The organism is Kushneria phyllosphaerae (assembly GCF_900312995.1).
In the GTDB taxonomy this organism is placed as follows: domain Bacteria; phylum Pseudomonadota; class Gammaproteobacteria; order Pseudomonadales; family Halomonadaceae; genus Kushneria; species Kushneria phyllosphaerae.
The window spans coordinates 903,841-929,838 of record NZ_ONZI01000001.1; the positions used below are offsets into that span (position 1 = coordinate 903,841).

The following is a 25,998-nucleotide window of genomic DNA, read 5'->3' on the forward strand; positions in this document are numbered from 1 at the left end:
TCTTCAGGTGTCGGGTGATGTGATTGGCAGCCATTTAAGCACACGTTGAATCTGGCGATCCCAATAGCGCCACTGATGATCTCCTGGCCCTTCATGCCAGTCCAGCTCAAGCGCCGTTTCTCGCGCGGCTTCCTGAAAGCGTACATTGGCCGGATAGAGCGCATCGTCTCGTCCGCACCATTGAAACAGCGCCGGCTGACAGGCTTGGGGGGTGCGATAACGCTTGAGCAAGGCAAAAAGATCATCGTCACTGCCGGCAGGCGACTGATCAAAGATCAACGGATATTCCGGAGGCGGTGCCTCGCGTTCGCCCACCTCCACGATATCCAGTGAGCCCGAAAGGCTGGCCGCCGCCGCAAAGCGCTCAGGCTGACGCAGTGCCCACTTGAACGCGCCGTAACCGCCCATGGAAAGCCCCGCCACAAACGTATCCTCCTGCCGTGTAGAGATCGGAAAAAGCCGTTCGCTGATGACCGGCAACTCCTCACTCAAAAAACGATACCAGTCCGGCCCATAGGCCATGTCGGTGTAATAGCTTCGCCCCACCTGTGGCATGACCACGGCAATGCCGTAATTTTCCGCATAGCGCTCAATGGCACTAAAGCGCTGCCAGGCGCTATCATCGTCGGACAGCCCATGCAGTAGATACAGCACCGGTGATGGGGTAGTGGCGTGTTCGGGAACGATCGCATTGAGCGAAAGGGTCACCTCGAGAATCTGCGAGGCGAAGCGGCAGGTCAGCTGTGCCATGATGGTCTCCGGCAGTCAGGTGAAAAGAGCAGGCAGCACCCGGGCCTGCGACGCGGCAGGTTCATCAGCGCAGGGTCGTCAGCGTGCGACATTCGCTGGATACTGTCACGCCCGGGTCCCTTTCGAGAAAGGGGCAGCCTCCCGGTGAAATGCCTTCCAGTGAGATCACACGCCTCATGCCCGCCAGCAGGAAAGTTACCATTGCCGATATCGCCCGCCATGTGGGGATGACCAACATCACGGTCTCGCGCGCGCTCAACAAGCCCGAGATGGTCAGACCGGCCACGCGCGAGCGTATCGAGCAGGCTGCCCTCGAGCTCGGGTATGTGCCCAATGCCTTTGCCCGCGGCCTCAAGCGCAGCGACAGTCGCCTGATCGGTGTGGTGACGGCAAGTCTGGATAACCCCTTTTACGCCGAGATGATCAAGGCCATCTCGCGCCACGCCAAGCAGCATGATTACGCCATCATGCTGTTTGATACCGATGGTGATCCACGCCTTGAAGCCATGGCCATTGAAACGCTTCTAAGCTATCAGGCCGCCGGGCTGATCCTTTCGCCGGTGTCCGATGAGCCGGACTACCGTCCGAACTATCTGACCCGGTTGCAGGCCAGCGATATTGCCGTGGTCCAGCTGGACCGTACCCTGCATGACTGCGGCTTCAGCGCCGTGGTGCTGGACAACCCCGGCGCCGGCGAGCGCGTGGCGCGTTACCTGCTGGCCCATGTCTTCACGCCTGATCGTCGTACCCGCGAGGATCGTCTGCTGGTGGTGGCCGGCCCCGAGCACTCGCGGATCTCGCGGGAGCGGTTGCACGGTGTCCAGACAGCGCTCGGCGAGCAGGCCGGCGACGTTGGCATTGATGTGCTGTGGGGGGATTACACCCTGGCGCCGGCCGTGGCGCAGGTGCGTGGCTACTTAAAGACGCACGGCGTGCCGCGGGCGATTTTCGGTCTTAATCAGCTGATTACACTGGGCGCGCTCAAGGCACTGCGCGAAGCCGGCATCGATCGCGATCAGTTGAGCGTGATCGGCATCGACCGGCTGCCCTACCTGGATATTTTCGACATCACCGTGCCGTGTGTGGTGCATGACGGCTACCGCGCCGGGGCGCAGGCACTCGAACAGCTGCTGGTACAGATGCGCGACCCGCAGGCCGCGCCGTGCACGCTCACTGTGCGCGGGGAACTGGTGACGTAGGAAGTCTCCGGCGAGCAAGGGAGACGGCGTCGGAACGTGGCGATACGTTTGAGCACCGTGCGGCTTGCTTCCATGCGTTGATCCCTTGCCATGCCGGTCGCGTTGGGGCCGGTGGGTGGCTAATCTCTTTGGCTGTTCGAACGTTTCGGCTGATGCGGCTTTCTCTGCTGGTCTTGCGCCTCACGCTCACCGTCGTTTGTTTGATCCTGGCTCTTTGTATCGTCGTCCGGATCACCCTCGGCCTTTTCGGGGTCCTCGGGGTCTTCTGAATCTTCCGAGTCGTCATTGTCTTTATTGCTGTCGCGCTGTTCCTGGAGGCGTTTCTGGCGAAGCTGCTGGCGATAGCCGTAGGTGGCATTACGCACGGTGTCGTCACTTTCAAGCCCGGACCCCAGCGCACCGCCGACGGTGGCCAGCGACGCGGCCAGCCACCCTAGTGCGGCAAACTCGAGTGCGCCCACCTCATGGCCCAGCGTTTGCCCCATGACCGCCGCCGGCACAAAGAGAAAGGCCGTGGCAAAAAACAGCAGCGTCAGCATGAGATAGTAAAACAGCACCCCGATCCCCAGCGTGCTGACCGTGGCGATGTTGTAAAGATTGGCATTGGAAAACGCGTTTTTATGACGCACCGGCTCCCACAGGCCGTGATCAATCATGATCCACACCACCATCGCCAGCATGGAAAGCAGCATCAGGGTCACAAAGCGCCACGGCTCATAGCTGTCGGCCAGCCGCCACATCGAGTTGAAAATCATCCCATAGGCGCCGGTTGCGAACGCGGCAGCACCAATGCGACGGAAGGCAGGAAAAATCGACCAGGGGCGATTGGCTCGCACCATGCCGCCGATCAGCTTCACATAGCCGGGCACCTTGAAGCGCGCCATGAAACGCACATCAAGATCGCTGTCTTCCTGACAGATGTCATGCCGAACAAAGGGCGCCACCCATTCGGACAGCCGCCGCCTGACCAGGCGCTGAGCTTCCCTGCGCTGCCCCCGGCGCGTTCTGTTGTGATACTGACAGCAGGCATCCCGGCCTTCCCGAGAGCTACCGAAGTGCAGCTCGCTGACCAGCTGGATAATCGCCTCTTCCACGCGTCGGGCGATCGGGGAGGCGCCCAGTGCCGGCTGGGACAGGATCGCCACGCCCCGGTTGCCGCTGGCACTGGCCGCCAGTGGCTTGCCCTCATGGAACAGCGGCAGGTCCGTAAGACACACCACGTAGGTCCAGCTCTGCTCACGCTTGAAGCGTTCGGCTTCATTGATGATGTCATCGGCATCTTCATCGGTGCCGACCATGGGGTCGGTGATGGTCTCGATACGCCAATCGCTATCGCTGGCGACCTGACGTGAAAGCTGCTCGGTCAGGCGCTCCCGGATCTTGTCGACGATAAGTGTGGGCAGTTCCGGGGCGGGTAAAATGCCCAGCACCCAGCAGGAACGCTCGTGCTGTGGGGTGGGCTTATGGCTGGAGGTCATGGGTAAAGTGGCATTCGCTGATGATGGCAAGAGGATGGAAGTCGCTGGACAAAAGAGTGTAGCCGCCTGAGCCCGAACGTGTTGAGGCGCGCGTCATGAACGCGCTCGCCTGAAGCTTGTTGGACTCGTGCGATGCCTGGCCCATCATCGACAGGCACGTCGTGCAAGAGAGCAGCGGCGAAGCAGAACGGACGGATTTGACGTCGGCAGGCAAGCGGCTGGCATCGGAGCCCATCGTAGACAATCGTGATGGCCGGCAATATCACCTGAGTCAACATGCACACGCCGATCGGCGTTTTAATCGTCACTTTTGCGGGTTCAGGGCTTGGAAGGCGCGAGCAGGGCACAGACGGCTGATAGTGCGGCCCTATGCCGCCGTTACCCTGACCTCACCTGCTCGCAGCGCTATACTTCAGGCCTGAATCGTCTTTTCATCATCTCAAGGAGAGCTCATGCCAGCCCAGTTTCCGCAGGCCCGGCTTCGCCGCCTGCGCTCGAGCAGCGCCCTTCGCGATATCGTGCGGGAAACCTCGCTGCGGGCAGAACATCTGGTCTATCCGATTTTCGTTGAGGAAGAGACCGATGAATACACACCCATCGAAGGCATGCCGGGGCAGTCCCGCATCCCGGAAAGCAGACTCGGTGAGGAAGCCAGACGCCTGAGCGCGCTGGGGCTGAAAAGCATCATGCCGTTCGGGATTTCCCATCACAAGGACGAGACCGGCAGCGACGCTCTGAAGGAAGACGGCATGGTGGCGCGCATGGTGCGCATCATCAAACAAGCCGCCCCGGAGCTGGTGGTCATCCCGGACATCTGTTTCTGCGAGTACACCAGTCACGGTCACTGTGGCATTTTGAAGGGCAACACTGTCGACAACGACCTCACCATCCAAAACCTCGGCATTCAGGCGGTGCAGGCCGCGAAGGCCGGTGCCGACATCATCGCGCCATCATCGGCGCAGGACGGCCAGGTCGCCGCAATCCGCAAAGCGCTGGATGAGGCGGGCTTTGAAGACATCCCCATCATGGCGTATTCCACCAAGCTTGCCTCCGCGCTCTACGGCCCGTTTCGTGAAGCTGCCGGCACCGAGCTCAAAGGTGATCGCAAGACCTACCAGATGGACCCGATGAACCGCCGCGAAGCGCTGCGTGAATCGCTGGCTGATGAAGCCGAAGGCGCGGATTTTTTGATGGTCAAACCGGCTCTGGCGTATCTGGATATCATGGCCGACATCCGCCGCAACAGTCTGCTGCCGTTGGTGGCGTATCAGGTCAGCGGCGAGTACGCGATGATCAAGTTCGCCGCGGCGCAGGGCGTGATTGACGAATCCGCCGTGGTGCGCGAAACGCTGGGTGCCATGCGCCGCGCCGGCGCGGATCTGATCATGACCTACTTCGCCCCGCAGCTGCTGGAGGAAGGGCTGTAAGCTCCATTCGCCGCAAGGGATTGAAACTAAAACCGCGCCTCGGCGTGGTTTTTTGTGTCCGGAGGCTTTCAGACCGTGCGACGCCACATCGTGGCCAGTGGTGCCGTGCCGATTTCGTTAAAAACCAAAGACTTCCTGGGTCACCAGGGCAGCGGCGCCACGGCTCCAGAAATTATCTTCATTGTCGATGTAAGTGCGTATGGGGCCATGGAGTGAATACTTGTTCAGTGCCTTGTTGAAAGCGTCAAAGAAATACTCACCAAGCTCGACTACTTCGCCGCCGATCACAACGGGATCGACATCCGTTACGGCCGTCATGTCGGCAAGATATTTTCCGACCGTATAGCCTGCGTCTCTGACGGTTGAAAGTGCTTTTTCATCGCCTGACGCAAGACAGGCCAGAAGCCTGTCCAGGCGAGTGCGAAAGGACCATTGCGGATCATTCAGGTCCAGCGTACTCAGCATCCCGGAAATGGAATTTTTGACCTGAAGGCAGCCGTATCGACCGCATTCGCAGCGTGCGCCATGTGGATCGTGACACATGTGGCCGAGTTTTCCGGCCGCCCCGGTATTACCGCGATGCAGTTTGCCATCGAGGATCATTTCATAACTGATCCCTTCACCAACGGCGACAGTGGCAAAAGAGGCGTGATTAATCCCCACGCCAAAAAGTGCATGCGCCAGCGCGAAGGCGTGACTGTCGTCTTCGATTTTTACCGGGATACCCAATTTATTTTGCAGCATGCCGGCGAAGTGAATGTCCTTCCAGCCAAAGCGATGGCTTGTTTTACAAACCCCTGTTTCAGCGTCGACAAAGGCCGGAATAGAGACACCCACCCCGATCAGATTCTTGGTGTCTCTTGCCTGGGTCTCCATGAGCTGTGCAATTGCTTCTTCACAGATCTGGCACACGGCTTCGGGGTCCAGCGATGGCAGCGCCTTCGTCAGCTTGTCGATCGGAGCGGTCGACATGTCCGTGAGCAGGCATTCAATGCTGTCGGATTTCAGCTTGATACCAATGGCCAGGCGTGTGGTGTAGTTAATTCGCATGGGGGTGGGCCTTCGGCCCCCGGCGCTGACCGAGGCGGTGTCTTCAACGACCAGGTCTTCTTCCAGAAGCTCTGAAACGATGGAAGACACGGTTGCCGGGCTAAGCCCTGTCGATTCAGCCAGAGCGCTTCTGCTTAGCTGCCCCAGCCTTCGGATCTCATTGATGATGAACTTTCTCTTGGCCGCTCGATCGCTGCTTCGACCAATGATTGATTGCTCTCGTTGCACTTATTTTATCCAATGAAAAAAGTAAGTTTCAGGTGACCTCCAGACCTACGGTATGCCTGGTGAGTTGTCACCCCGATTCGCTGGCGAAGAGGAGACTCCCGTCATGAGCAAAGCCAACACCCCTGTTACAAGGCGACGCGTCATCCAGACGCTTGGGGCGGGAGCAGGTCTGCTTCTTTGCGGTCTCCGCGCACCGGCAATTGCGAAGCCTCGCAGGCTGATCATCATCAGCGACCTGAATGCCGCGCAGGCCCCCGCGTTTCAAGCCATAGCGGCAGAGTTCGGACGTCAGTCCGGCACGGAAGTCATTGTCAATAATATCGCCCATGAAGCCAACAAGACGGCCATTCGCAACTATTTGGTGGCCGATCCGCCCGACATCTGTTTCTGGTTCTCCGGTCAGCGGATGCGTCAGTTTGTCGGGATGGGGCTTTTTTCAGATATATCCGACCTTGTCGAGCACGAAGGCATTGACCGGGCACTGGGCCCTCTGCTCGATACAGTCTCCATTGATGGGCGCCAGTATGGGCTGCCGGTCGGCGGCCTGTTCTGGGGGCTTTTTTATCGCGAAGACGTCTTTCGTGAACATGGCCTGACGCCTCCCGAAACGTTCGAGGACTTCTATCGCACTTGCTACAGAGCCAAGGCGCAGGGGCTTGTGCCTGTTGCCATGGGAACGAAAGACCAATGGCCTGCGGCGGGCTGGTTTGACCATCTAAATCTGCGTATCAACGGTCTCGAAACGCACATGGCGCTAATGGAGGGCCGGGTCGCCTATTCCGATACGATATTTGACCCGGTTTTCGAGCAGTGGCGAGACATGATTCAGCAGGACTTTTTCCTGGATCACGGCACGTCTTACGCCTGGCAACAGGCCGCGGCGTTTCTGGCTCGAAAAAAGGCCGCCATGATGGATCTGAGCACCTTCCTGCAAAGTGTGATGCCACCGGGTCAGGAGGGGGAGCTCAAATTGATTCGCTTTCCCACTTACGACGCCTCGGTCGGGCCCTACGAAGACTTCTCCTCCAACTCCATCCATATCCCGCAGCGTGCTCAGCAAAAGGCGCTCGCCAGGGAATTTCTGGCCTACTTCTACCAGCCGGACGTTCTGGCAAGATTTTTGGCGCCTATCGGTACCGTACCGCCTCGCAATGACATGCCCGTGCCCGACGATCCGCTGACAAAAACGGCTACGGGACTTCTGCGAGCGTCCGCCGGCAGCGCTCAATATTTTGATCGTGATACTCATCCGGCCATGGCATGGGCAGGGCTCAAGGGATTTCAGAAATTCAGCGTCTATCCATCACAGGGGAAGGAGATTCGACAGGAGCTGGATCGCATTCGTACTCGCGTGACGACTTCAACCTGAGTCTCTCGGGAACTCTTTTTAATATCGGCTAACGACATGGGTATCTATCGTGATGACCATATGGCGACGTAATCGGTCCTGGCTCTGGCCTGCTCTTTTTATAGCCCCCGGCATCATTCTGTTCGGGATAGTCATTGTCGGATCTTCCGTACAGAGTCTCTGGATCAGCTTTTTTCAGTGGGACGGCTTTGACGAGATGCAGTGGATCGGGCTCGGTAACTATATCGAGATGCTCGACGATCCCCAGTTTTATATCTCATTGCGCAACAACATCATCTGGCTGGCTGTCTTCATGCTGGCGCCCCCGCTGGGCCTGTTCTTTGCGCTGCTCATCAATCAACAGATTCGCGGCATGCGAATCGTCAAATCCCTGTTTTTTATGCCTCTGGTGATGTCGCAGGTGGCCGTCGGCGTGGTCTTTACCTGGTTTTATGATCCCTCAAGCGGATTGCTGGCGCTTTTTTTCGAGGCAATGGGCGCCACCGCGCCGGCCCTCCTGTCCGATCCCAGGTGGGTCACGCTGGCTGTCGTCTTCGCGGCGCTGTGGCCGCAGGTCTCCTTTTGCGTAATTTTGTTCATGGCAGGTCTGAATAATCTGGATGAAAGCCAGATCGAGGCGGCCCGCGTGGATAATGCCAAAGGCTGGAAAATGCTGTGGTACGTCATCCTGCCCCAGCTTCGTCAGGTCAATTTCATTGCGATTGCCGTCACCGTCATTGGTGCTCTGAGGTCGTTTGACATGATCTCGGTGATGACTTCCGGCGGCCCCTTCGGTTCCTCGAACGTGCTTGCCTATCAGATGTACAGCCAGTCCATACAGGCCTATCGATTTGGATACGGTGCGGCCATCGCCAGCGTCCTTTTCGCCATTATGGTGGTCTTTATCAGCTGGTATCTCTGGAGAATGCTGCGTATGGAAAAGGAGGGCGCGTAATGTATCCCCGACAGATTTCAAAAGACGATGTCCTGAAAAAGTATCTCTATCTTGCGGCGGTCACTCTTGTTCTCATGCTGTGGCTCTTGCCGCTGGGGGCGGTCATTCTAACGTCTGTTAGACCTGCCTCCGACGCCGCCGTGGGCAACTACTGGGGATGGCCCTCCGGATTTGACCTCGTCAAAAACTACACGGAAGTGTTCACGCAGACGCCGATGGGGCGGTACTTTTTTAACAGTCTTGTGATCACGATACCTTCGGTCATCGGGGTTCTGGTACTGAGCACGCTGACGGGCTACGTGCTGTCACGCTATCGCTTTCGTGGCAATACGCTTTTGTTTGCTATTTTCATCGGTGGCAACTTCCTGCCGTTTCAAATCATGATGATTCCGGTTCGCGACCTGACGATTTCGCTGGGGATCTACAACAGCTACCTCGCGCTTATCATATTTCACGTGGCGTTTCAGACCGGCTTCGCGACCCTTTTCATGCGCAATTTCATTGCCTCATTGCCTGATGAGCTTTTCGAGGCGGCGCGCTCCGAGGGCGCCTCACCCCTGCAAACCCTGATTCATGTGGTCATCCCCCTGGTGCGCCCGGCGTTGGCAGCGCTTGCCATCCTGGCATTTACCTTTATCTGGAACGACTACTTCTGGGCGGTGGTGCTTACGCCAAGTGATGCCGTCAAACCGGTAACGGCCGGACTCGATAATCTCAAGGGACAGTATGTGGCGAACTGGAGCCTGATTTCCGCTGCCACGATCGCTATCGCGATTCCACCGGTGGTCATGTTCTTTTTGATGCAGCGTCATTTTATTCGTGGATTAACGATGGGCGCTGTGAAGGGATGATCCCAGGACTAAAGCGGCCATCACGGTATATCGACGGGAGCGAAAAGGTATGAGCAACCTGGAAATCAGCAACATTTCAAAGTTCTATGAAGGACGAGAGGTGTTGAAAAATGTCGGTTTCAAGTCATCGGAAAAGGAATTCATCGTTGTTGTGGGGCCTTCAGGATGTGGCAAGTCCACTCTGCTCAAGACGATCGCGGGCCTGACCTCGGTAGATGCCGGTCGAATCCTTATTGGTGAACACGACGTTACCCGCGCCGAGCCTGGTGATCGCGATATCGCCATGGTGTTTCAATCCTATGCGCTTTATCCCCACATGACCGTGGCTGAAAACATGGGGTTCGGGCTGCGTATGGCGGGTCATCCAAAACAGCAGATCAGGGAAGCCGTCGAGCATGCCGCCAGCATCCTCAGAATCACCGACTATCTCGATATGCGTCCCAAACAGCTTTCCGGCGGCCAGCGCCAGCGTGTCGCCATCGGGCGGGCGATCACTCGTTCCCCCGCCGTTTTTCTGTTCGATGAGCCACTGTCCAACCTTGATGCCGCGCTGCGTACGCAAATGCGCGTCGAAATTGGTCAGCTTTACCGCCGCCTCGATGCAACGATGGTCTACGTGACGCACGATCAGGTGGAGGCGATGACGATGGCCACGCGCATCGTGCTGATGAACAGCGGCGTCATTGAGCAGGTGGGGTCACCGATCGAGCTTTATGCCAATCCCGTCAACCGTTTTGTGGCCGGGTTTCTGGGATCACCACGGATGAACTTCATTGAGGCCAGTGTCACCGATGTGAACGACGAGCAAATTGTGGTCGCTCTTGAAGGTCTTGATGACATTCGAGTTGCCAGAAGACATGGGGTTGGCGTCAGCAGGGGGGACACGGTAACGCTGGGAATTCGTCCAGAAGAAATCTCGGTCGGGCGTCAGCGCCGCCATCAATTACCTGCCAGAGTCGAGCTGGTAGAGCAGTTGGGCAGGGAAGTGATTGCCTACGTCGATACGGGCAGCATCAGGGCCATCGAATCCGAAAATGGACTGGGGCATTTGACCATCCAGGTCGATCGTAAATCGGCGATGTCGCGAGATGACGATATCCACATTGGCTTTGATGCCGAAGACATTTATCTGTTCAACGCCGATGGCATGACGATGACGCCGAATCGGGATACTGAAAAAAGCCCCGTCCATGAGGTCAGTGAAGCATGAATGATAATTCGGAAAGGAAGCTATCGGCTTGGCGGCCGATCGATACGAATACTTTTCTCTTCGGGGTGCCGCACTATCCCGAACACATCGAGGAAAGCTGGTGGCAGCAGGACGCTGAAAGAATGGTAGCGTGCGGTTTCAATACTGTTCGGATGGGTGAGTTCGCATGGCACCTGTTTGAGCCATGTGAAGGCGTTTACGATTTCAGCCTTTTTGACCGGGCCATCGATGTTCTCGCAAACGCCGGCATCAAGACGATTTTGTGCACCCCGACGGCCACTCCGCCTCGATGGCTTACAGCGAAATATCCTGAAGTGCTGCGTGTGGATAAAAATGGCCGACAGATGAGTCATGGCTCTCGACAACATGCTGACACCATCCATCCGTTGTTTCGCGAGTTTTCACGCCGGATTACACGGGCGATGGCAGAACACTATCGCGATAATCCCAACGTGATTGGCTGGCAGACGGACAACGAGTTGAACACCAGTATGTCCGAGTCTTATTCCGATGCGGCTCGGGCCGAGTTTCAGAGCTTCTGCGAGCGCAAGTATCGAAGCATCGAATCACTCAACGCGGCATGGGGCGGCGATTTCTGGGCAACGGCCTACCGTGGTTTTGATCAGGTCGTTTTGCCGCTTCCCAACGCGCCCGTACACTGCAGCCCGGGTCACGTTCAGGACTATCACCGTTTTCTGGCGCATACGACCATGCAGTTTCAGCGCGATCAGGTTGAAATCCTGCGCCAGACCAACGCCGACTGGTTCGTTTTTCACAATATGGGCAAGCTTGAGAACGTCGATTTCCGCAACGGCTTTGCCAGTGATCTCGATTTTGTCGGCTACGATGTCTACCCGTTCCTGCATGAGGAAAAAGCCCGCATCGGAGGGCATGCCTATATGCAGGCAAGTCAGCTCGATCTGTGCCGTGGCTATGCCGGCAACTTCATTGTGCCCGAGCAGCAGTCCGGTTTCGGCAGCCAGGTGGATTTTTCCACTTTAACGCCTGAGCCCGGTGAAATGCGCCGCATGGCGTTTTCCTCCATCGCGCATGGGGCCGACGGACTGATGTTCTTCCGCTGGCGTCCGGCCCATTTCGGTGCCGAAATATACTGGATGGGGATTATCGATCACGACAATATCCCCCGGCGCCGATTCGAGGAGGCCAAACAGGTTGGCGCTGAAATCCACCAGGTGGCCGAGCACACCCTTGGCACCACCGTGCGTATCGATATCGGCATCGCCAGCGCCGAGTTCGACAATGACATTGCCCATAAAAGCTACCCCATCGGTTTTCCATCTCCTCATGATGACGCCATCCTGCTGCACCGCGCCTGCTTCCAGCGCGGCATTGCGGCAGGCTTTGTCCATCCCGAGGACGCGCTCGAGCGTCTGAAGGTCTTCTATGTGCCGCACTGGCTCATGTGGAAGGATGAATGGAGTGAACGTCTTGAGCAGTTCGCCAGAGCCGGCGGCACCGTGATCATCGGGGCGCGTACCGGCTCCCGGAATACCGACAACCATGTCATACGGGTGCCGGCGCCCGGCGAGACACTCACTGCCCTGACCGGTGTGCAGGTCGAGGAGTTTGGCCCTCTCGCAGCGCCGGATCAGGAGGCTCTCATGGGCCGCGCGCCGACGCCTCATGGGGAGTTCACCACGACGGCGCGTCCCACGGAGGCCTCACAGCGTCGCTATCGTTTCGAGTTCAAGGGCCAGGAGCTCACCGCCGGTCACTGCTATGAAATCCTCGATCCCTCAAGCGATGTCGACGTGCTGGCCCGCTGGTCCAATCGCTTCCTGGAAGGGCGCGCGGCCATAACGCGCCGTCAGGTCGGTGCGGGCCAGGTGCTCTATGTGGGAACTTATCTGACCGACGAGCTGGCAGAGCGTCTCACTGACTGGGTCATGGCGAACGGGAAAGTCGAACCACTGATTCCTGATCTTCCGCAGGGCATCGACGTGACCCTGCGAGAGAAGGACGGCCAGAAGCTGTTGTTTGTCATGAATACCGAATGCTTCGAGCAGCGTCTCGATTCCGTGGCCGCTGGAGTGGATTTGCTGACCGATAACCGGGTGGATGGCTCCCTGACGCTGGAGGGTTATGGCTGTGCGATCATCGATATGTCGTAGTCGTTGCCCTGATGATGCGCGCTGGATGACGACGCGCGGTTGATCCGGGAACACAGGATCAATGAAAGGCTCGCCCCGATATTGCATCGGGCGGGCCTTTTTCCGATCAGTACGCCAGTGCCTGAGTCTCGTTGATAACCTGTCGCGCCCCTTGAAGTGCCCTCAACGGTGTAACCTTCGTCAGGAGGTCAAGTTCGCCGCGGCGCAGGGTGTGATCGATGAATCCGCCGTGGTACGCGAAACGCTGGGGTCCATGCGTCGCGCCGGCGCCGATCTGATCATGACCTACTTCGCCCCGCAGCTGCTGGAAGAAGGGCTGTAAACACGGCTTCCCATGAAGGATTGAAACCAGAACCGCGCTCCGGCGCGGTTTTTGGTGGCGTTGTCTTCGGACAAACCCTGACAGGATGAGGGGAGCGGTACTGTCTACGCTTGTTTTGATCCGAGTAGGCCAGGCTCACTCCGGTTAGTGTGCTCGAAAAAGGCGTTCGGCATCGCCCCGGTACTCTATCCCATAACGGCACAGGTGCTGATCGGGAAGCCGTTCCAGCCATGCGAGCGTCATCGCCGCTCACCATCTGAGCTGTGTTTACTGCTATACGCTCTGGCAACGCTGAACATTTCCCGGACACTGACGAAGAGACCCATCATGGAAAAGTTGAGAATTGACCTGGTATCCGATGTTGCCTGCCCGTGGTGCGCAATCGGCTATCGCCGCCTGGCACAGGCACTGGAAACACTTGAGGGCGAGATCGACGTTGAGCTCGTCTGGCAGCCCTTTGAGCTCAACCGGGATATGCCGCCCGAGGGCGAGCCGATTCTGGAACACCTGTGTCGCAAGTACGGCAAGGACGCGGCCACCATGGAACAGTCCCAGCGTGAGATTATGGCGGTGGCGGAAGAACTTGGATTGAACTTCCGTGGCGCCGTTGAACGTCGAGCGAACAATACGTTCGATGCCCATCGCGTGCTGGCGTGGGCCGCCACCCAAAACCGGGAGACACCTCTGCAGCTGGCCCTGTTTGAGGCCTACTTTGGTGAGGCGAAAAACCCTTCAGATCCGGAAGTGCTACGCGAAAAGGCGATTTCGGTTGGACTTGACGGTGACACCGCTGAAGCCATCGCACGCTCTGATCAGTACGCGGACGAGGTTCGAGCGGCGCAGCAGCAATTCATGGAGGCAGGCGTGAGCGCCGTGCCGGGCTTCATCCTCGATGGCCGCTACCTGATTTCCGGCGCCCAGCCCGCCGATGTGCTGGTCGATGCGCTGCGTCAGGTGGCGGAAGAAAACGCTAATCGCCAATGATCCAGAAGCGCTGACCCTCTCCCAAGACACACCCTCCCCAAATCCGGATAATGGCGGGTAATTCGCCCTGCGCGTCACCCGTCACCAATCCGGTTCTGCCTCATGGAAATCAAGGTCAACTATCTCGACAACCTCCGTCAGGAGGCGAAGTTCGATGACTTCACCGTCATCACCGACCAGCCGATTCGCTACAAGGGCGATGGCTCTGCGCCCGGCCCGTTCGATTACTTTCTGGCCTCCACGGTGCTGTGCGCGGCCTATTTCGTGCGCGTGTACTGCAACGCCCGCGAGATCCCGACCGAGAATATCCGGCTCTCCCAGAACAACATCGTTGACCCGGACAACCGCTATAACCAGATTTTCCGCATTCAGGTCGAGCTGCCGGATGACATCTCCGACAAGGACCGCACTGGCATTCTGCGCTCGATCGAGCGCTGCTCGGTCAAGCGGGTGATCCAGAATAACCCCGAGTTCCAGATCGAGGTGGTCGATAACATCGATGAGGATGCCCAGGCGCTGCTGATGGGTGGCACGGCCGGAAAGGAGGGCGCCGAAGGGCAGAGCACCTGGATCGAGGGCAAGGACCTGCCGCTGGAGCAGACCATTGCCAACATGACCGGCATTCTTGAGCGCCTGGGGATGAAGATCGAGATCGCCTCGTGGCGCAATATCGTGCCCAACGTCTGGTCGCTGCACATCCGCGATGCGGCCTCCCCCATGTGTTTCACCAACGGCAAGGGGTCGACCAAGGAAGCCGCGCTGTGCTCGGCGCTGGGCGAGTTCATCGAGCGCCTGTCCTGCAACTTCTTCTACAACGATCAGTTTTTCGGCACCGAGATCGCCAATAGCGAGTTTGTTCATTACCCCAGCGAGCGCTGGTTCCCGCCGGGCGCAGACGATGCCCTGCCGGACGGCGTGCTGGATGACCACTGCCGGGCGATCTTTAATCCCGACGGCGAGCTGCGCGCCTCGCACCTGATCGATACCAACTCCGGCCGGGCGGATCGCGGCATCGTCGCGCTGCCGTTCACCCGCCACTCGGACGGTGAGACGGTGTGGTTCCCGTCGAACCTGATCGAGAATCTCTTTCTCAGCAACGGCATGAGTGCGGGCAATACGCTGGCGGAAGCGCAGGTGCAGTGCCTCTCAGAAATCTTCGAGCGGGCGGTGAAGCGCCAGATCATCGAGCAGGAAATCGCCCTGCCGGACGTGCCCGAGGAGGTGCTGGCGCGCTATCCCGGCATCAAGGCCGGTATCGACGCGCTGGAAGCCCAGGGCTTTCCGGTGCTGGTGAAGGATGCTTCCCTCGGCGGGCGCTATCCGGTCGCCTGTGTGACGCTGATGAACCCACGCACCGGCGGCGTGTTCGCCTCCTTCGGCGCCCACCCGAGCCTGCAGGTGGCGATCGAGCGCAGCCTCACCGAGCTGCTGCAGGGCCGCAGTTTCGAGGGCATGGATGACCTGCCTCAGCCGACCTTCAACTCTCAGGCGGTGGCGGAGCCGAACAACTTCGTTGAGCACTTCATCGACTCCTCCGGTGTGGTCTCGTGGCGCTTCTTCAGCGCCCGCGCGGACGTCGAGTTCTGCGACTGGGACTTCTCGGGCGACACGAGTGAGGAAGCCGAGCAACTGTTCGCGATTCTGGCCGAGGACGGTCATGAAGCGTACGTGACCCACCATGAGGACCTGGGTGCACCGGTGTGCCGCATTCTGGTGCCGGGCTACTCCGAGGTGTACCCGGTGGATGATCTGGTGTGGGACAACACCAACATGGCGCTCACCTACCGCGAAGACATCCTGAATCTGCACGCGCTGGAAGATGAGCAACTTAGCGATCTGCTCGAGCGGCTGGAAGAGAGCGAGCTCGACGAGCAGATGAAGATCGTCACGCTCATCGGCGTCGAGTTCGACGACAACACCGTCTGGTCGGAGCTGACGATCGCCGAGCTGAAGCTCCTGATCAGCCTGGCGCTGGGACAGTACGAGGACGCGCTCGACCGCACGCAGATGTTTTTGCAGTTCAACGACAACACCCGCGACCGCGGCCTGTTCTATCAGGCGCTTACCGCGGTGCTCGAGATCGCCATCGATGACGAGCTGGAGTTCGAGGACTACCACAAAAACCTCTCGCGCATGTTCGGCGAGGAGAAGATTCTTGCTGCGGTGGGCTCGGTCAACGGCGACGTGCGCTTTTATGGCCTCACCGAGACCAATATGACCCTGGAAGGCATCGACCGGCATCAGCGCCTGATCACCAGCTATCAGAAGCTTCATGCATGGCGTGCGGCGAACGCTAAAGGCTGATTACTGCGTCATCATGTACTGCATAGCGCCCACTTTCGAGTGGGCGTTTTTGTTTTGGTCAGATTTTGGTTGCGTGCTTTTATCCTGAATGGATTGTCGAGCTATTTTAATTAATGGCTTGGATACGAGATAGTATGATGAACAGCATCCTTTAATATAAAAAATCACTTAAGCCAAAAAACGAGAGTGAAGGCCAGCGTCCTTTGGATGTCAGAGCAACTAAGGAGGAAATTAGGTGACTACGATGGCGCAAGCGATTCAAAGTATAGTCGAGAGAGCGGGCTACAGTCTTAGCTCCGAGGATATAAAGAAGAAAGTGGAGGCAGCTTACCCCGGCAAGTGGAGGCCCACTACTCTTCAAGCACACCTATATGCTTGCTCGGTCAACAATCCAAAAGGCTACATTCACCATCCGTACGCCACCAAGTTCTTATACAAGAACAGTGACGGCACTTTTGAGTTTTACTCTGAGAAGAAGCACGGGCCGAATGAATGGGCGCCGACTGAGGGTGAAGAGGATGAAGGCGGAGCAATCGAGCTGGTTGAGGCCTCCATCAGCTTGGAAAGGGATATTGAGGAACACCTTATCAATAATCTTCATATCTTGGAGCCTGGTTTAACGCTGGTAGCGCGTCAGTACAATACGGAAGTTGGAAGAATCGACATCTTGGCCGAAGATAAAAACGGCACACGGGTCATCATTGAGCTGAAGGTTGGTGGCGCAAAAGACTCCGTTATTGGCCAAATAGCTCGATACGTTGGATGGTTTGCGCGCGAAGACGGACAACCGCCGCGCAGTATTATCGTTGCAAGTGAATTTCCAGAAGGCGTTCGCTACGCGGCAACGATGATCCAGGGTCTGACTCTACTCACATATCGCGTCAATTTTTCATTTGAGCAAGCGCTTTTGGCTTAGGGACAGTAGGAGGCACAATTAAAGCGTCGACCTAAACTTTCTGATCAGCCTTGCGCTGGGGCAGTACGAGGAAGCGCTCGACCGCACGCAGATGTTCTTGCAGTTCAACGACAACACCCGCGACCGCGGCCTGTTCTATCAGGCGCTCACCGCGGTGCTCGAGATCGCCATCGATGACGAGCTTGAGTTCGAGGACTACTACAAGAACCTTTCACGCATGTTCGGCGAGGAGAAGATTCTTGCCGCGGTGGGTTCGGTCAATGGCGACGTGCGCTTTTATGGCCTCACCGAGACCGGCATGCAGCTGGAAGGCATCGACCGGCATCAGCGCCTGATCACCAGCTACCAGAAGCTTCATGCCTGGCGGGTGGCAAATGCCAAACGCTGATTAGCAAGTCATCATGTTGTGCATAGTGCCCACTTTCGAGTGGGCGTTTTTGTTTGGAGCGTCTGCCGGAACTTAATGTCTGTGTCTCTCTCGAGCCTTCATCGGGCTGTCATTTAAGGACCTTAGGCTGCTCTTCTCGATGCCGATCCCCCTGAACGCGAGAGGACACCACCCATGACGAAGCCTTCCCGGATTTTGACCCGACGCGATTTCCTGCTCACCAGCGGACAGGTGGGCGTGGGGCTGGCGGGGATAGAGCTGCTCGGCGCGCCGGCGATCGTACTCGCCGAGGGCCGGCGTCCGACGGTGGAAGGCAGCGTCATGAGCGGCGATGTGCTGGCTGACCGCGCCATGCTGTGGGGGCGAGCCAGTATGCCGTCGCGCATGTGGATCGATATTGCTGACAACCCCGAGTTTCGCGGCGCGCGTCAGCTGGCGCCGGTCGATGTCCTGCCCGGCAGCGATCTGATCGGCAAGATCGACGCCACCGGTCTGGGCGGCATGGATCAGGTTCACTACCGGGTGCGCTTCGCCGCGCTCGGTGATAAACGCGCGATGGGCGAGCCGGTGGTAGGGCAGTTACGTCTGCCGCCGACCACACCCCGCAACCTGCGCTTTGTCTGGTCCGGCGATGTGGTCGGTCAGGGCTGGGGGATCGATGAAGCCCGCGGCGGTATGCGCACCTGGGAGGCGATGCGCCGGGTTCAGCCGGACTTTTTCATCCACTCCGGCGACAGCGTCTATGCCGATGGGCCTCTGGAGGCAGAGGTAGCGCTGGATGACGGCAGTACCTGGCGCAATCTCGTCACGCCGGCCAAGCAGAAGGTGGCCGAAACGCTTGCCGAGTATCGCGGTCAGCACGCCTACAATCATCTCGATGCCAATTTCTGCCGCTTTGCCGCCGAGGTGCCGATGCTGGCCCAGTGGGATGACCACGAAACGGTCAACAACTGGTATCCGCAGGAAATTCTTGATGATGAGCGCTACAGCGAGAAAAACGTGGCCCTGCTCTCGGCCCGCGCCCGTCAGGCGTTCGTCGAGTACATGCCGATTCGCATGACCACCGAGGCCCCGCAGCGCATTTACCGGCGCTTCTCCTACGGCCCGGGCATGGAGGTCTTCATGCTCGACATGCGCAGCTATCGCGGCCCCAACAGCACCAACCTGCAATCAAAAGCATCAAACGCGACGGCGTTTCTCGGCGAGAACCAGTTTCGCTGGCTGCGTCAGGCGCTTAATGACTCCACCGCAACATGGAAGATCATCGCCGCCGACATGCCCATCGGCATGGTGGTGCCGGACGGTGAGCTTTTCGAGGCAATCGCCAACGGTGACAACGGCCAGCCGCTGGGCCGCGAGCTGGAGATCGCCCGGCTGCTGCAGGCGATCCGCGATGACGATATCCGCAACGTGGTCTGGTTCACTGCCGATGTGCACTACACCGCCGCGCACCACTACGCACCGGAGCGCGCCGCGTTCAAGCAGTTCAAACCGTTCTGGGAGTTCGTCAGCGGCCCACTCCACGCCGGCACCTTCGGTCCCAGCGAGATGGATGCCACCTTTGGGCCCGAGGTCGTTTTCTACAAGGCGCCGCCCGAGGGCCAGAAAAACCTGCCACCCTCGGCGGGCTATCAGTTTTTTGGCCAGGTAGATCTCGACGGCGAAAGCGAAGCGCTGACGGTGCGGCTCAAGGACAGTGACGGCACCACCCTGCACACCCAGGTGCTGGCCCCGGAAGCTCGCGTTGCCAGCGCCTGACGTGAAATGCCCGCCTTCACGAGCGGGCATCCACCAACAAGGTGTGTGTATCCGGCGGCGGGTTAAGATTTTTTAACACGAACCTATTTATGAATCATATTTAGCTTTCAAGGCTTCCAGCTTCTCTTCTTCGCTTTCATTAAGGCCGCTAGCGTCCCATAGAGCCTTGCCATCTGGGCCATCGAGTTTTAATACTTCAACAGTTAAAACTGCGTCACTTGGAACTTCGGTTTCACCCCAATTGCTAAATTGATTGGGGGCTAATGACCATGAAGCTGACTCGCCAGGCTCCAGACCACCGGCTATTTGATAATTAAAGGTATCCCTTACCCATGGAATAGAACGTCCCGGACTTGCAAGCGTGCCTCGAAAATAGACCCTTGATATTGCCGATTCGGTGCCATTACTCACCTTGAGGTCAATGATCGGCCTTTCACGATAGCTGTATTTTTCTTCGATTTTACGAAAGCTTGAGCTCACCACTTCAAATCTTTTTATTTCATTATCAGCTTCTTGTGCTCTTTTTTTCTTCTCTTCGAGATTTTTGATATCCGTCAACGCTTGTTCTTTTTCTTTTTCTCTTCTTTTGACCACATATGAGTCAGCTTTAGTGATCACCTCGTCAGCAGTTAAACCATCTAATTCGTTACTGGTTTTATTCAAAAGCTCATCAGAGTTGACGTTCGCGATTTCCATTAAGTTCAAACCATCAAATTTAGACAGATATATCACTTTGATGGCATTGCTGAATTTTTCTTTTTCATCACCCGGAAGGCTCTCTCTAATATCTTGGATCGAAGCCTTGGCAGCCTCTTGGCTACTTCCATCTATTTTCTTTTCGCCACAGGCTGCTAGTAGCCAGGCCGACATTGTTGCAACAACCAGAATTTTCAGAGATTTCATAGCCACACCAAAACAGAATTTGTATTCCGTTTTAATATAAGATTTTTTGCAAGGGGCAAGGTTTTGAAAAAGGCATATTTTATTGCAGTTACTGACCCTTCAAATGGTCAACGCCATGATTCTATGGCCTGATCCAGCGATATTGCCGGCTCATCTTCATGCGGCATGAAGTCGTACAGCTTCACGGGCTCCGCATCCTTCTTCTTGTGCGCGTTGACATAGAGCGCGGCCAGCAGCGCCGACCCTCGCTCTATACGCATACCGGTACTGAGCGATCCGCGCTTTTGACGGTAGGTGTTTGGTCCCGGGAAGTAGTGGTTCGGGGTTTGATGGAACCTGTCCGGTTCATCCTGCCATCTTTCCAGAATAAATCCGATGGGGGTTTTGCCCTTTAAAGAGCGTAACGGACGGGCACTGTTATAAGCCCAAAGATAGTCCTTGAGATGGGAAGCCAGCTTTTCCAGTGTGGCGTAATGAAAGCTGCGGGCCGTCGCGTCCTTGAGGGTTAGGTTCATTCATTCGACCTGCCCATTGGTCCACGGGTGGAAGGGGCGGGTCAGACGGTGCTCGATGCCGTGTTCACGGCAGACCATATCGAATCGATGGGGTTTATAAGCCTCAGTGCCACGCCTTTTGGCGAACTGCACGCCGTTATCGGTCAGCACCGTATGCACCCGGTAAGGCAACTGCTGCACGACGTCTTCCAGAAACGCGGCAGCCTGATCGCGATTGGCCTTCCGGTAAAGCCGGGCATGGACAAATTTCGAGGTGCGATCGACCGCCACGAACAGATAGGCCCGTCCTTCGCCGGTGCGAACTTCGCAGATATCAAGGTGCAGATAGCCGATCGGATATTCGCGGAACGCCTGAGCGTTTGTTTGTGGCTGGGGTTCACGTGGCAACCGGCTGATGTCATGGCGCTGATAGAGGCGATGCAGTGCAAACAGACAGTCATCAAGCGGCAGATGCGTGGTTCGCCGGAAGGTGACGGCAGCAGCTTCTTCCGCTTCTGTCAGGGACGATGAGTGCGGCGCCCTTGGCCCCATCCTGTCGTCTTCGACCGATGCCCGCTGTCGCCATTTGCACACGGTTTTGGGGTTGATGTTGTAGCGTCGGCTCAGCTCTGCGACCGAAGCCGTCGATCGCTGTATTTCTGCTCTGACAGCGTGCGTGGTCGTGGCGCGTTGGTGAAGTATCCGAGCCATGGATCCTCCTCCGACAGTGGCTCGTAGAATAGACCATTACACTCCGGGACCATACACCTAGCTCCGAAAGCCTTTACTAAGGCGACAGAACAACCCCTACCTCGTCGTATACCCCCCATCGATCGGCAAACATACCCCACTGATCATGGCCGCCCCGTCGCTGAGCAGAAAGAGGATCGGTTCGACCACATCAGCAAGCTCTGCAAAGCGGTGTAGCGGAATGGCGGCCAGCATCGGGTCGCGCTTTTCCGGCGCCGACCACACCTTCTGCGCCATGGGCGTGAGCGTGACGGTCGGGTTGACACTGTTGACCCGAATTTTGTGCGCGCCCCATTCCAGACACAGCGACCGGGTGATGGCATCCATCGCCGCCTTGGAGGCGCTGTAGGCCAGGTGATCATCCAGCCCCACAAGGGAGGCCTGACTCGAGACGTTGACGATGCTGCCGCCCTTGTTAGCCTCGATCATGCCGCGGGCCACGCAGCGTGCGGCCATGGCGGCGGCGCGGGCGTTGGTGTGAAAGACCTGGTCGATGGCTTCGGCCGGCAGAGTCAGGGCAGGCTCGACGTGGGTGATGCCGGCGCTGTTGACCAGCCCGTCAAAGGGGCCGTGCTCGGTAATGGTTCGTTCGAGCGCCTCGGTGTCGGTCAGCTCCAGCGCGCAGGTGGTGCAGCCGGCGGCCTCAAGTGCCGCCAGCGCCTCCGGGTTGCGCCCCAGTGCCACCACTTCGGCGTGCTGTTCGCGTAGTGCCAGCGCCACGGCCTGGCCGATGCCGCTGGTGGCGCCGGTGACCAGATAGCGCCGGCCCCGCAGGCCGGCGTATTGGGTTGTCGTTGGTGTATTGCTCATGTCGTCCTCGCTCACGGTACCAGCAGCACCTTGATGGATTCAGCGGCGGTCGCCATGCGAAAGCCTTCTTCGAACTCTGACAGCGGCAGCTCGTGGGTGACGATGCCGTCGGTGGTTACCAGTCCGCGCGCCATCAGGTCGATCGCGACCGGGAAAGTGTGCGGGGAAAGGTGCGCACCGCGCACGTCGAGCTCCTTGCGATCGCCGATGATCGACCAGTCTACCGTGGTCTCCTTGCCGAACACGCTGAACTCCACAAAGCGCCCAAGCTTACGGATGATCTCAAGCCCCTGACGCACGCCGCTGGGCGCGCCGGTGGCCTCGATGTAGACGTCGCAGCCGTAGCCGCCGGTCAACTCTTTCACCCGGGCGTTAACGTCATCCTTTGAGGGGTTGAGCACCACATCGGCGCCATAGCGTTTGGCCAGTGCTAGGCGCTCGTCGATCATGTCGATGACGATCAGCTGCTTCGGCGTCTTGAGCAGCGCCACCTGCACCATGGCAAGGCCGATCGGCCCGGCACCGGCGATCACCACGGTGTCATCCAGCTGGATGTCGCCACGGTTGACGGCGTGAATACCGCAGGCGAGCGGTTCGATAAAGGCGGACTGCGCCAGGTTCAGGCTCTCCGGAATGCGGTGCAGGCGCGCCTTCGCGGGAATGCGCATGTACTCGGCCATGCCGCCTTCGGCGACCTCGTGCTGAAAGCCGAGGATGTTGTGCACCTCGCACATCCAGTAGTGGCCGCTGTCGCAGTAGCGGCACTTGCCGCACGGCACGATCTGCTCGGCAATCGCCTGATCGCCGACGCGCACGTCAAAGTGCTCCTCGGCGCCGGCCCCCATCTCGATGACCTCACCAAAAAACTCGTGACCGGCCACCACCGGCGCCTTCACCCAGGCGGGCTGGCCGTTGCCGCCCCAGAACATCTCGGCGCCGCCGCGGCACTTCACGTCGCTGGCGCAGATGCCGCAGGCGCCGATTTTCAGGATCACCTCGCCCGGCCCTGCGGTCGGGCGGGCCACCGACTCCAGCCGGTAGTCGTTGGGGGCGTGGCAGACCACCGCCTGCATAGTGGTGTTGGGGGTCGCAGTTGTCTCGGTCATGGTCAGACTCCGGTGGCTGATAAGGACGTTGTCGATAAAGACGTTATTAACAAGGACGGGGCTCAGGCGTTGCGGCCGCGCCCGATATAGATCGCCAGCAAAATGATGGCGCCCTTGACCACATCCTGAAGGTAGGGCGACACACCCATCAGGTTGAGGCCGTTGTTCAAAATCGCCAGCAGCATGGCGCCGACCAGGGTGCCGAGAATCGCGCCGCGCCCGCCTGCAATCGCCGCGCCGCCCAGTACCACAGCGGCAATGGCATCCAGCTCGAAACCGGTACCGGCGTTGGGCTGGCCGCTCATCAGTCGTGAGGTGATGACCAGCCCCGCAATCGCCGCGGTCAGGCCGCTGATGGTGTAGACCATCAGCTTGTAGCGCGGCACGCGAATGCCGGTCAGGCGGGTGGCCTCCTCATTGCCGCCGATGGCATAGACGTAGCGGCCAAAGGAGGTGTGGTGCAGCACCACGTAGGCCACCAGATAGACCAGCAGCATGATCAGAATCGGCGCCTGAATGCCCAGCACCTCACCGCGGCCGAAAAAGGCAAAGCCGGCCGGCAGTCCGGAGATCGGGTAGCCGCCGGTGTAGATCAGCCCCAGCCCGCGGGCGATGCCCATGGTGGCCAGCGTCACGATGATCGGCGGCATGCGGGCAAAGGCCACGCACGCGCCGTTGAAGGCGCCAAACACCATCCCCAGCAAAAGCCCCGCGATCACCGCCACTGTGGGCGGCCAGCCGGCGGCCATCAGCCCCGCCATGATGGTGCCGGACAGCGCCATCACCGGCCCGACCGAGAGATCGATGCCGCCGGTGAAGATCGCAAAGCTCATCCCCACGGCGATGATGCCGATCAGCGCGCCCTGACGCGCGACGTTTGAGAGGTTGTTGGCCAGCAGGAAGTTGTCATTGACCAGCGCCATGACAATGAACACGGCGATAAAGCCGAGCAGCGGGAAAAACACCGGCGAATGCACCAGCCGGGACCAGCGTGAACGGCGCTGGCGGCCGGGTTTTGGATTGGCCGCAGGGGTAGAGGTTGGGGTGGTCATGAGGCGTGCTCCAGAGTGGCCGCCGGCTTGTCGGAGGCACCCGTGGGGTTGTCAAGGGAAATCTGGCGGGTGGCGTGGGTCATGATGGTGCTGGCCTTGATGTCATCGCCAGCAAGTTCGGCCACCACGTGGCCGTGATTGAACACCAGCACGCGGTCGCACAGGCCGGTAATTTCGGGCAGCTCCGAGGAGATCATGACAATCGAGATGCCCTGGGCGGTGAGCGTTTTCATCAGGGCGTAGATCTCGGACTTGGCGCCGACATCAATGCCGCGGGTCGGCTCGTCAAAGATCAGTACCCGGCAGCCGCGCTCCAGCCAGCGGGCAATAACCACCTTTTGCTGGTTGCCGCCCGATAGCGTGCCGACCACCGTGTCACTGCCCGGCGCCTTGACCCGCACCCGGTCCATCAGTGCCTCGACGGCTTCCTGCTCGCGGCGCCGGCTGATAAAGGGCGCGGGGGACTGAAAGCGCTCCAGGTGGTTGATCGAGATGTTGTCGGCGCAGGTAAAGGGCAGGATCAGCCCCTGCTGCTTGCGGTTTTCCGGCAAAAGCCCGATGCCGCGTTTAAGCGCATCGGCGGGGGAGTTAAGCGCTACCGAATCTCCTTCCAGGCGCATGTGGCGCTCGGCCACCGGGTGGGCGCCGATCATGGCGAGTGCCATCTCGCTGCGCCCGGAGCCGACCAGGCCGGCGAAGCCCAGAATCTCACCGCGGGCCAGCCGGATGTGGTCAGTGTGCTTGCGCCCGGCCATGCGGATGCGGGCATCGAGCACGACATCATCGGTGGGCGGCGGCGTCTGGCGCTCGGGAAAGATGTTGTCGACGCGCCTGCCGACCATCTGCTCGACCAGCGCACCGGCATCGGTATCGATCACGTTGAGCGTGGTGACGTATTCGCCGTCGCGTAGCACGGTGACCCGGTCACAGATTTCGAAGATCTCTTCCATGTGGTGAGAGATGAACACCATCGCCACGCCCTGTTCGCGCAGCTGGCGCATGATGGCAAACAGCCGCTCGACCTCATTGGGCGTCAGCGGGGCGGTGGGTTCATCCAGCACCAGCACGCGGGCATTGAGCGACAGCGCCTTGGCGATCTCGACGAATTGCTGGTCGGCCACGCTCAGGTGATGGACGCGAATCAGCGGATCGATGTCGATGCCCAGCCGCTCGAACAGGGTCTGGGCCTGGGCCACCATCTCGCCATGACGGATCAACCCGAATCGATTGCGGGGCTCACGGCCCAGAAAGATGTTGTCCACTACAGAAAGGCCGGGGATCAGGCTGAATTCCTGGAAGACGATCCCCACGCCGGCGGCGCAGGCCCGTCGATAGCTCGAGAAGTGCTGAGCCTTGCCATCGATCAGAATCTCGCCGCTGTCAGGCTGGTGAATGCCGCACAGGATCTTCATCAGCGTTGACTTGCCGGCGCCGTTTTCTCCCAAAAGGGCGTGGATCTCGCCGGCCTCGACCTTGAGGCTGACGTCATGCAGCGCACGCACACCGGGAAACGCTTTGCTGACCTTTTCCAGGGCAAGCAGGGCCATGTGAACCTCCAGGTCGCGCCGAAGCGCGACCGGTCA

Annotated in this window: 22 protein-coding genes and 3 pseudogenes; 13 read left to right on the forward strand and 12 right to left on the reverse strand. The window is 58.8% G+C overall.

The genetic code is table 11. The annotated features are described in order from the left end of the window. Positions 1-3: 3 nt before the first annotated feature. Entirely contained in the window at positions 4-750 is a 747-nt protein-coding gene (locus KSP9073_RS03980; RefSeq protein WP_108841618.1) for an alpha/beta hydrolase, read from the reverse strand. A 176-nt stretch (positions 751-926) separates the two neighbouring features. Here KSP9073_RS03980 and KSP9073_RS03985 point away from each other — a divergent pair, with 176 nt between their 5' ends. Continuing rightward, complete coding sequence (locus KSP9073_RS03985; protein ID WP_108842033.1) at positions 927-1,949, forward strand: LacI family DNA-binding transcriptional regulator; 1,023 nt, start codon at positions 927-929, stop codon at positions 1,947-1,949. A gap of 119 nt (positions 1,950-2,068) precedes the next feature. On the opposite strand, the gene KSP9073_RS03990 is transcribed toward KSP9073_RS03985, so the two are convergent. Together KSP9073_RS03990 and KSP9073_RS17475 are read right to left on the reverse strand one after the other, a co-directional pair. Beyond that, complete coding sequence (locus tag KSP9073_RS03990) at positions 2,069-3,427, reverse strand: MFS transporter (protein ID WP_108841619.1); 1,359 nt, start codon at positions 3,425-3,427, stop codon at positions 2,069-2,071. Further along, a complete protein-coding gene (locus KSP9073_RS17475) occupies positions 3,411-3,662 on the reverse strand; it encodes a hypothetical protein (protein ID WP_133240981.1) in 252 nt (83 codons plus the stop codon). The genes KSP9073_RS03990 and KSP9073_RS17475 overlap by 17 nt, the downstream gene beginning before the upstream one ends. Before the next feature lie 217 nt (positions 3,663-3,879). Between KSP9073_RS17475 and hemB the strand changes: the two genes are divergently transcribed. Beyond that, positions 3,880-4,854 carry a porphobilinogen synthase gene (gene hemB, locus KSP9073_RS03995; RefSeq protein WP_108841620.1) on the forward strand — a complete coding sequence of 325 codons (975 nt, stop codon included), beginning with the start codon at positions 3,880-3,882 and terminating at the stop codon, positions 4,852-4,854. Between the two features lie 117 nt (positions 4,855-4,971). On the opposite strand, the gene KSP9073_RS04000 is transcribed toward hemB, so the two are convergent. Continuing rightward, positions 4,972-5,904 carry an ROK family protein gene (locus tag KSP9073_RS04000; RefSeq protein ID WP_243409105.1) on the reverse strand — a complete coding sequence of 311 codons (933 nt, stop codon included), beginning with the start codon at positions 5,902-5,904 and terminating at the stop codon, positions 4,972-4,974. A 60-nt stretch (positions 5,905-5,964) separates the two neighbouring features. Then, positions 5,965-6,132 (reverse strand): annotated as a pseudogene (locus KSP9073_RS17920) (winged helix-turn-helix transcriptional regulator); the annotation flags it as partial. Between the two features lie 103 nt (positions 6,133-6,235). Here KSP9073_RS17920 and KSP9073_RS04005 point away from each other — a divergent pair. The 11 genes and pseudogenes from KSP9073_RS04005 (at position 6,236) to KSP9073_RS04055 (ending at position 19,300) form a co-directional block, all read left to right on the forward strand. Then, entirely contained in the window at positions 6,236-7,501 is a 1,266-nt protein-coding gene (locus KSP9073_RS04005) for an ABC transporter substrate-binding protein (protein WP_108841622.1), read from the forward strand. A gap of 52 nt (positions 7,502-7,553) precedes the next feature. Next, positions 7,554-8,435, forward strand: a complete 882-nt coding sequence (locus KSP9073_RS04010) for a carbohydrate ABC transporter permease (RefSeq protein ID WP_207771426.1) — start codon at positions 7,554-7,556, stop codon at positions 8,433-8,435. After that, entirely contained in the window at positions 8,435-9,286 is an 852-nt protein-coding gene (locus KSP9073_RS04015; protein ID WP_108841624.1) for a carbohydrate ABC transporter permease, read from the forward strand. The genes KSP9073_RS04010 and KSP9073_RS04015 overlap by 1 nt, the downstream gene beginning before the upstream one ends. 49 nt (positions 9,287-9,335) lie before the next feature. Then, positions 9,336-10,496, forward strand: coding sequence for an ABC transporter ATP-binding protein (locus KSP9073_RS04020; RefSeq protein WP_108841625.1), 1,161 nt, complete (start codon positions 9,336-9,338; stop codon positions 10,494-10,496). Next, positions 10,493-12,628, forward strand: a complete 2,136-nt coding sequence (locus KSP9073_RS04025; protein WP_108841626.1) for a beta-galactosidase — start codon at positions 10,493-10,495, stop codon at positions 12,626-12,628. The genes KSP9073_RS04020 and KSP9073_RS04025 overlap by 4 nt, the downstream gene beginning before the upstream one ends. Before the next feature lie 61 nt (positions 12,629-12,689). Beyond that, positions 12,690-12,950 carry a porphobilinogen synthase gene (locus tag KSP9073_RS17755; protein WP_243409106.1) on the forward strand — a complete coding sequence of 87 codons (261 nt, stop codon included), beginning with the start codon at positions 12,690-12,692 and terminating at the stop codon, positions 12,948-12,950. Positions 12,951-13,277: 327 nt separating this feature from the next. Beyond that, the gene (locus tag KSP9073_RS04035) at positions 13,278-13,934 is read left to right on the forward strand and encodes a DsbA family oxidoreductase (protein WP_108841627.1); all 657 of its coding nucleotides are present in this window, start codon (positions 13,278-13,280) and stop codon (positions 13,932-13,934) included. Between the two features lie 102 nt (positions 13,935-14,036). Beyond that, on the forward strand, positions 14,037-16,238 hold the full coding sequence (locus KSP9073_RS04040; RefSeq protein WP_108841628.1) for an OsmC domain/YcaO domain-containing protein: 2,202 nt from the start codon (positions 14,037-14,039) through the stop codon (positions 16,236-16,238). 244 nt (positions 16,239-16,482) lie between these two features. After that, positions 16,483-17,154, forward strand: coding sequence for an endonuclease NucS domain-containing protein (locus KSP9073_RS04045; RefSeq protein WP_207771399.1), 672 nt, complete (start codon positions 16,483-16,485; stop codon positions 17,152-17,154). Positions 17,155-17,194: 40 nt separating this feature from the next. Further along, positions 17,195-17,542: pseudogene (locus KSP9073_RS04050) on the forward strand (OsmC domain/YcaO domain-containing protein); the annotation flags it as partial. 174 nt (positions 17,543-17,716) lie between these two features. Continuing rightward, positions 17,717-19,300, forward strand: coding sequence for an alkaline phosphatase D family protein (locus KSP9073_RS04055; RefSeq protein WP_108841631.1), 1,584 nt, complete (start codon positions 17,717-17,719; stop codon positions 19,298-19,300). A gap of 87 nt (positions 19,301-19,387) precedes the next feature. Here the strand turns inward: KSP9073_RS04055 and KSP9073_RS04060 are convergent, their stop codons facing one another. The 7 genes and pseudogenes from KSP9073_RS04060 to KSP9073_RS04085 form a co-directional block, all read right to left on the reverse strand. Beyond that, entirely contained in the window at positions 19,388-20,203 is an 816-nt protein-coding gene (locus tag KSP9073_RS04060; RefSeq protein WP_108841632.1) for a DUF6694 family lipoprotein, read from the reverse strand. 107 nt (positions 20,204-20,310) lie between these two features. After that, positions 20,311-20,463, reverse strand: coding sequence for a phage tail assembly protein T (locus tag KSP9073_RS17950; RefSeq protein WP_439330940.1), 153 nt, complete (start codon positions 20,461-20,463; stop codon positions 20,311-20,313). 33 nt (positions 20,464-20,496) lie between these two features. Beyond that, positions 20,497-21,408: pseudogene (locus tag KSP9073_RS04065) on the reverse strand (IS481 family transposase); the annotation flags it as partial. A 96-nt stretch (positions 21,409-21,504) separates the two neighbouring features. After that, the gene (locus KSP9073_RS04070) at positions 21,505-22,257 is read right to left on the reverse strand and encodes an SDR family oxidoreductase (RefSeq protein ID WP_108841633.1); all 753 of its coding nucleotides are present in this window, start codon (positions 22,255-22,257) and stop codon (positions 21,505-21,507) included. Between the two features lie 11 nt (positions 22,258-22,268). Further along, positions 22,269-23,363: a zinc-binding dehydrogenase gene (locus KSP9073_RS04075; RefSeq protein WP_108841634.1), complete on the reverse strand. Its 1,095-nt coding sequence runs from the start codon at positions 23,361-23,363 to the stop codon at positions 22,269-22,271. 62 nt (positions 23,364-23,425) lie between these two features. Then, positions 23,426-24,415, reverse strand: a complete 990-nt coding sequence (locus tag KSP9073_RS04080) for an ABC transporter permease (protein WP_108841635.1) — start codon at positions 24,413-24,415, stop codon at positions 23,426-23,428. After that, positions 24,412-25,962, reverse strand: coding sequence for a sugar ABC transporter ATP-binding protein (locus tag KSP9073_RS04085; RefSeq protein WP_108841636.1), 1,551 nt, complete (start codon positions 25,960-25,962; stop codon positions 24,412-24,414). Before KSP9073_RS04085 ends, KSP9073_RS04080 begins: the two co-directional genes overlap by 4 nt. Between the last annotated feature and the right edge of the window lie 36 nt (positions 25,963-25,998).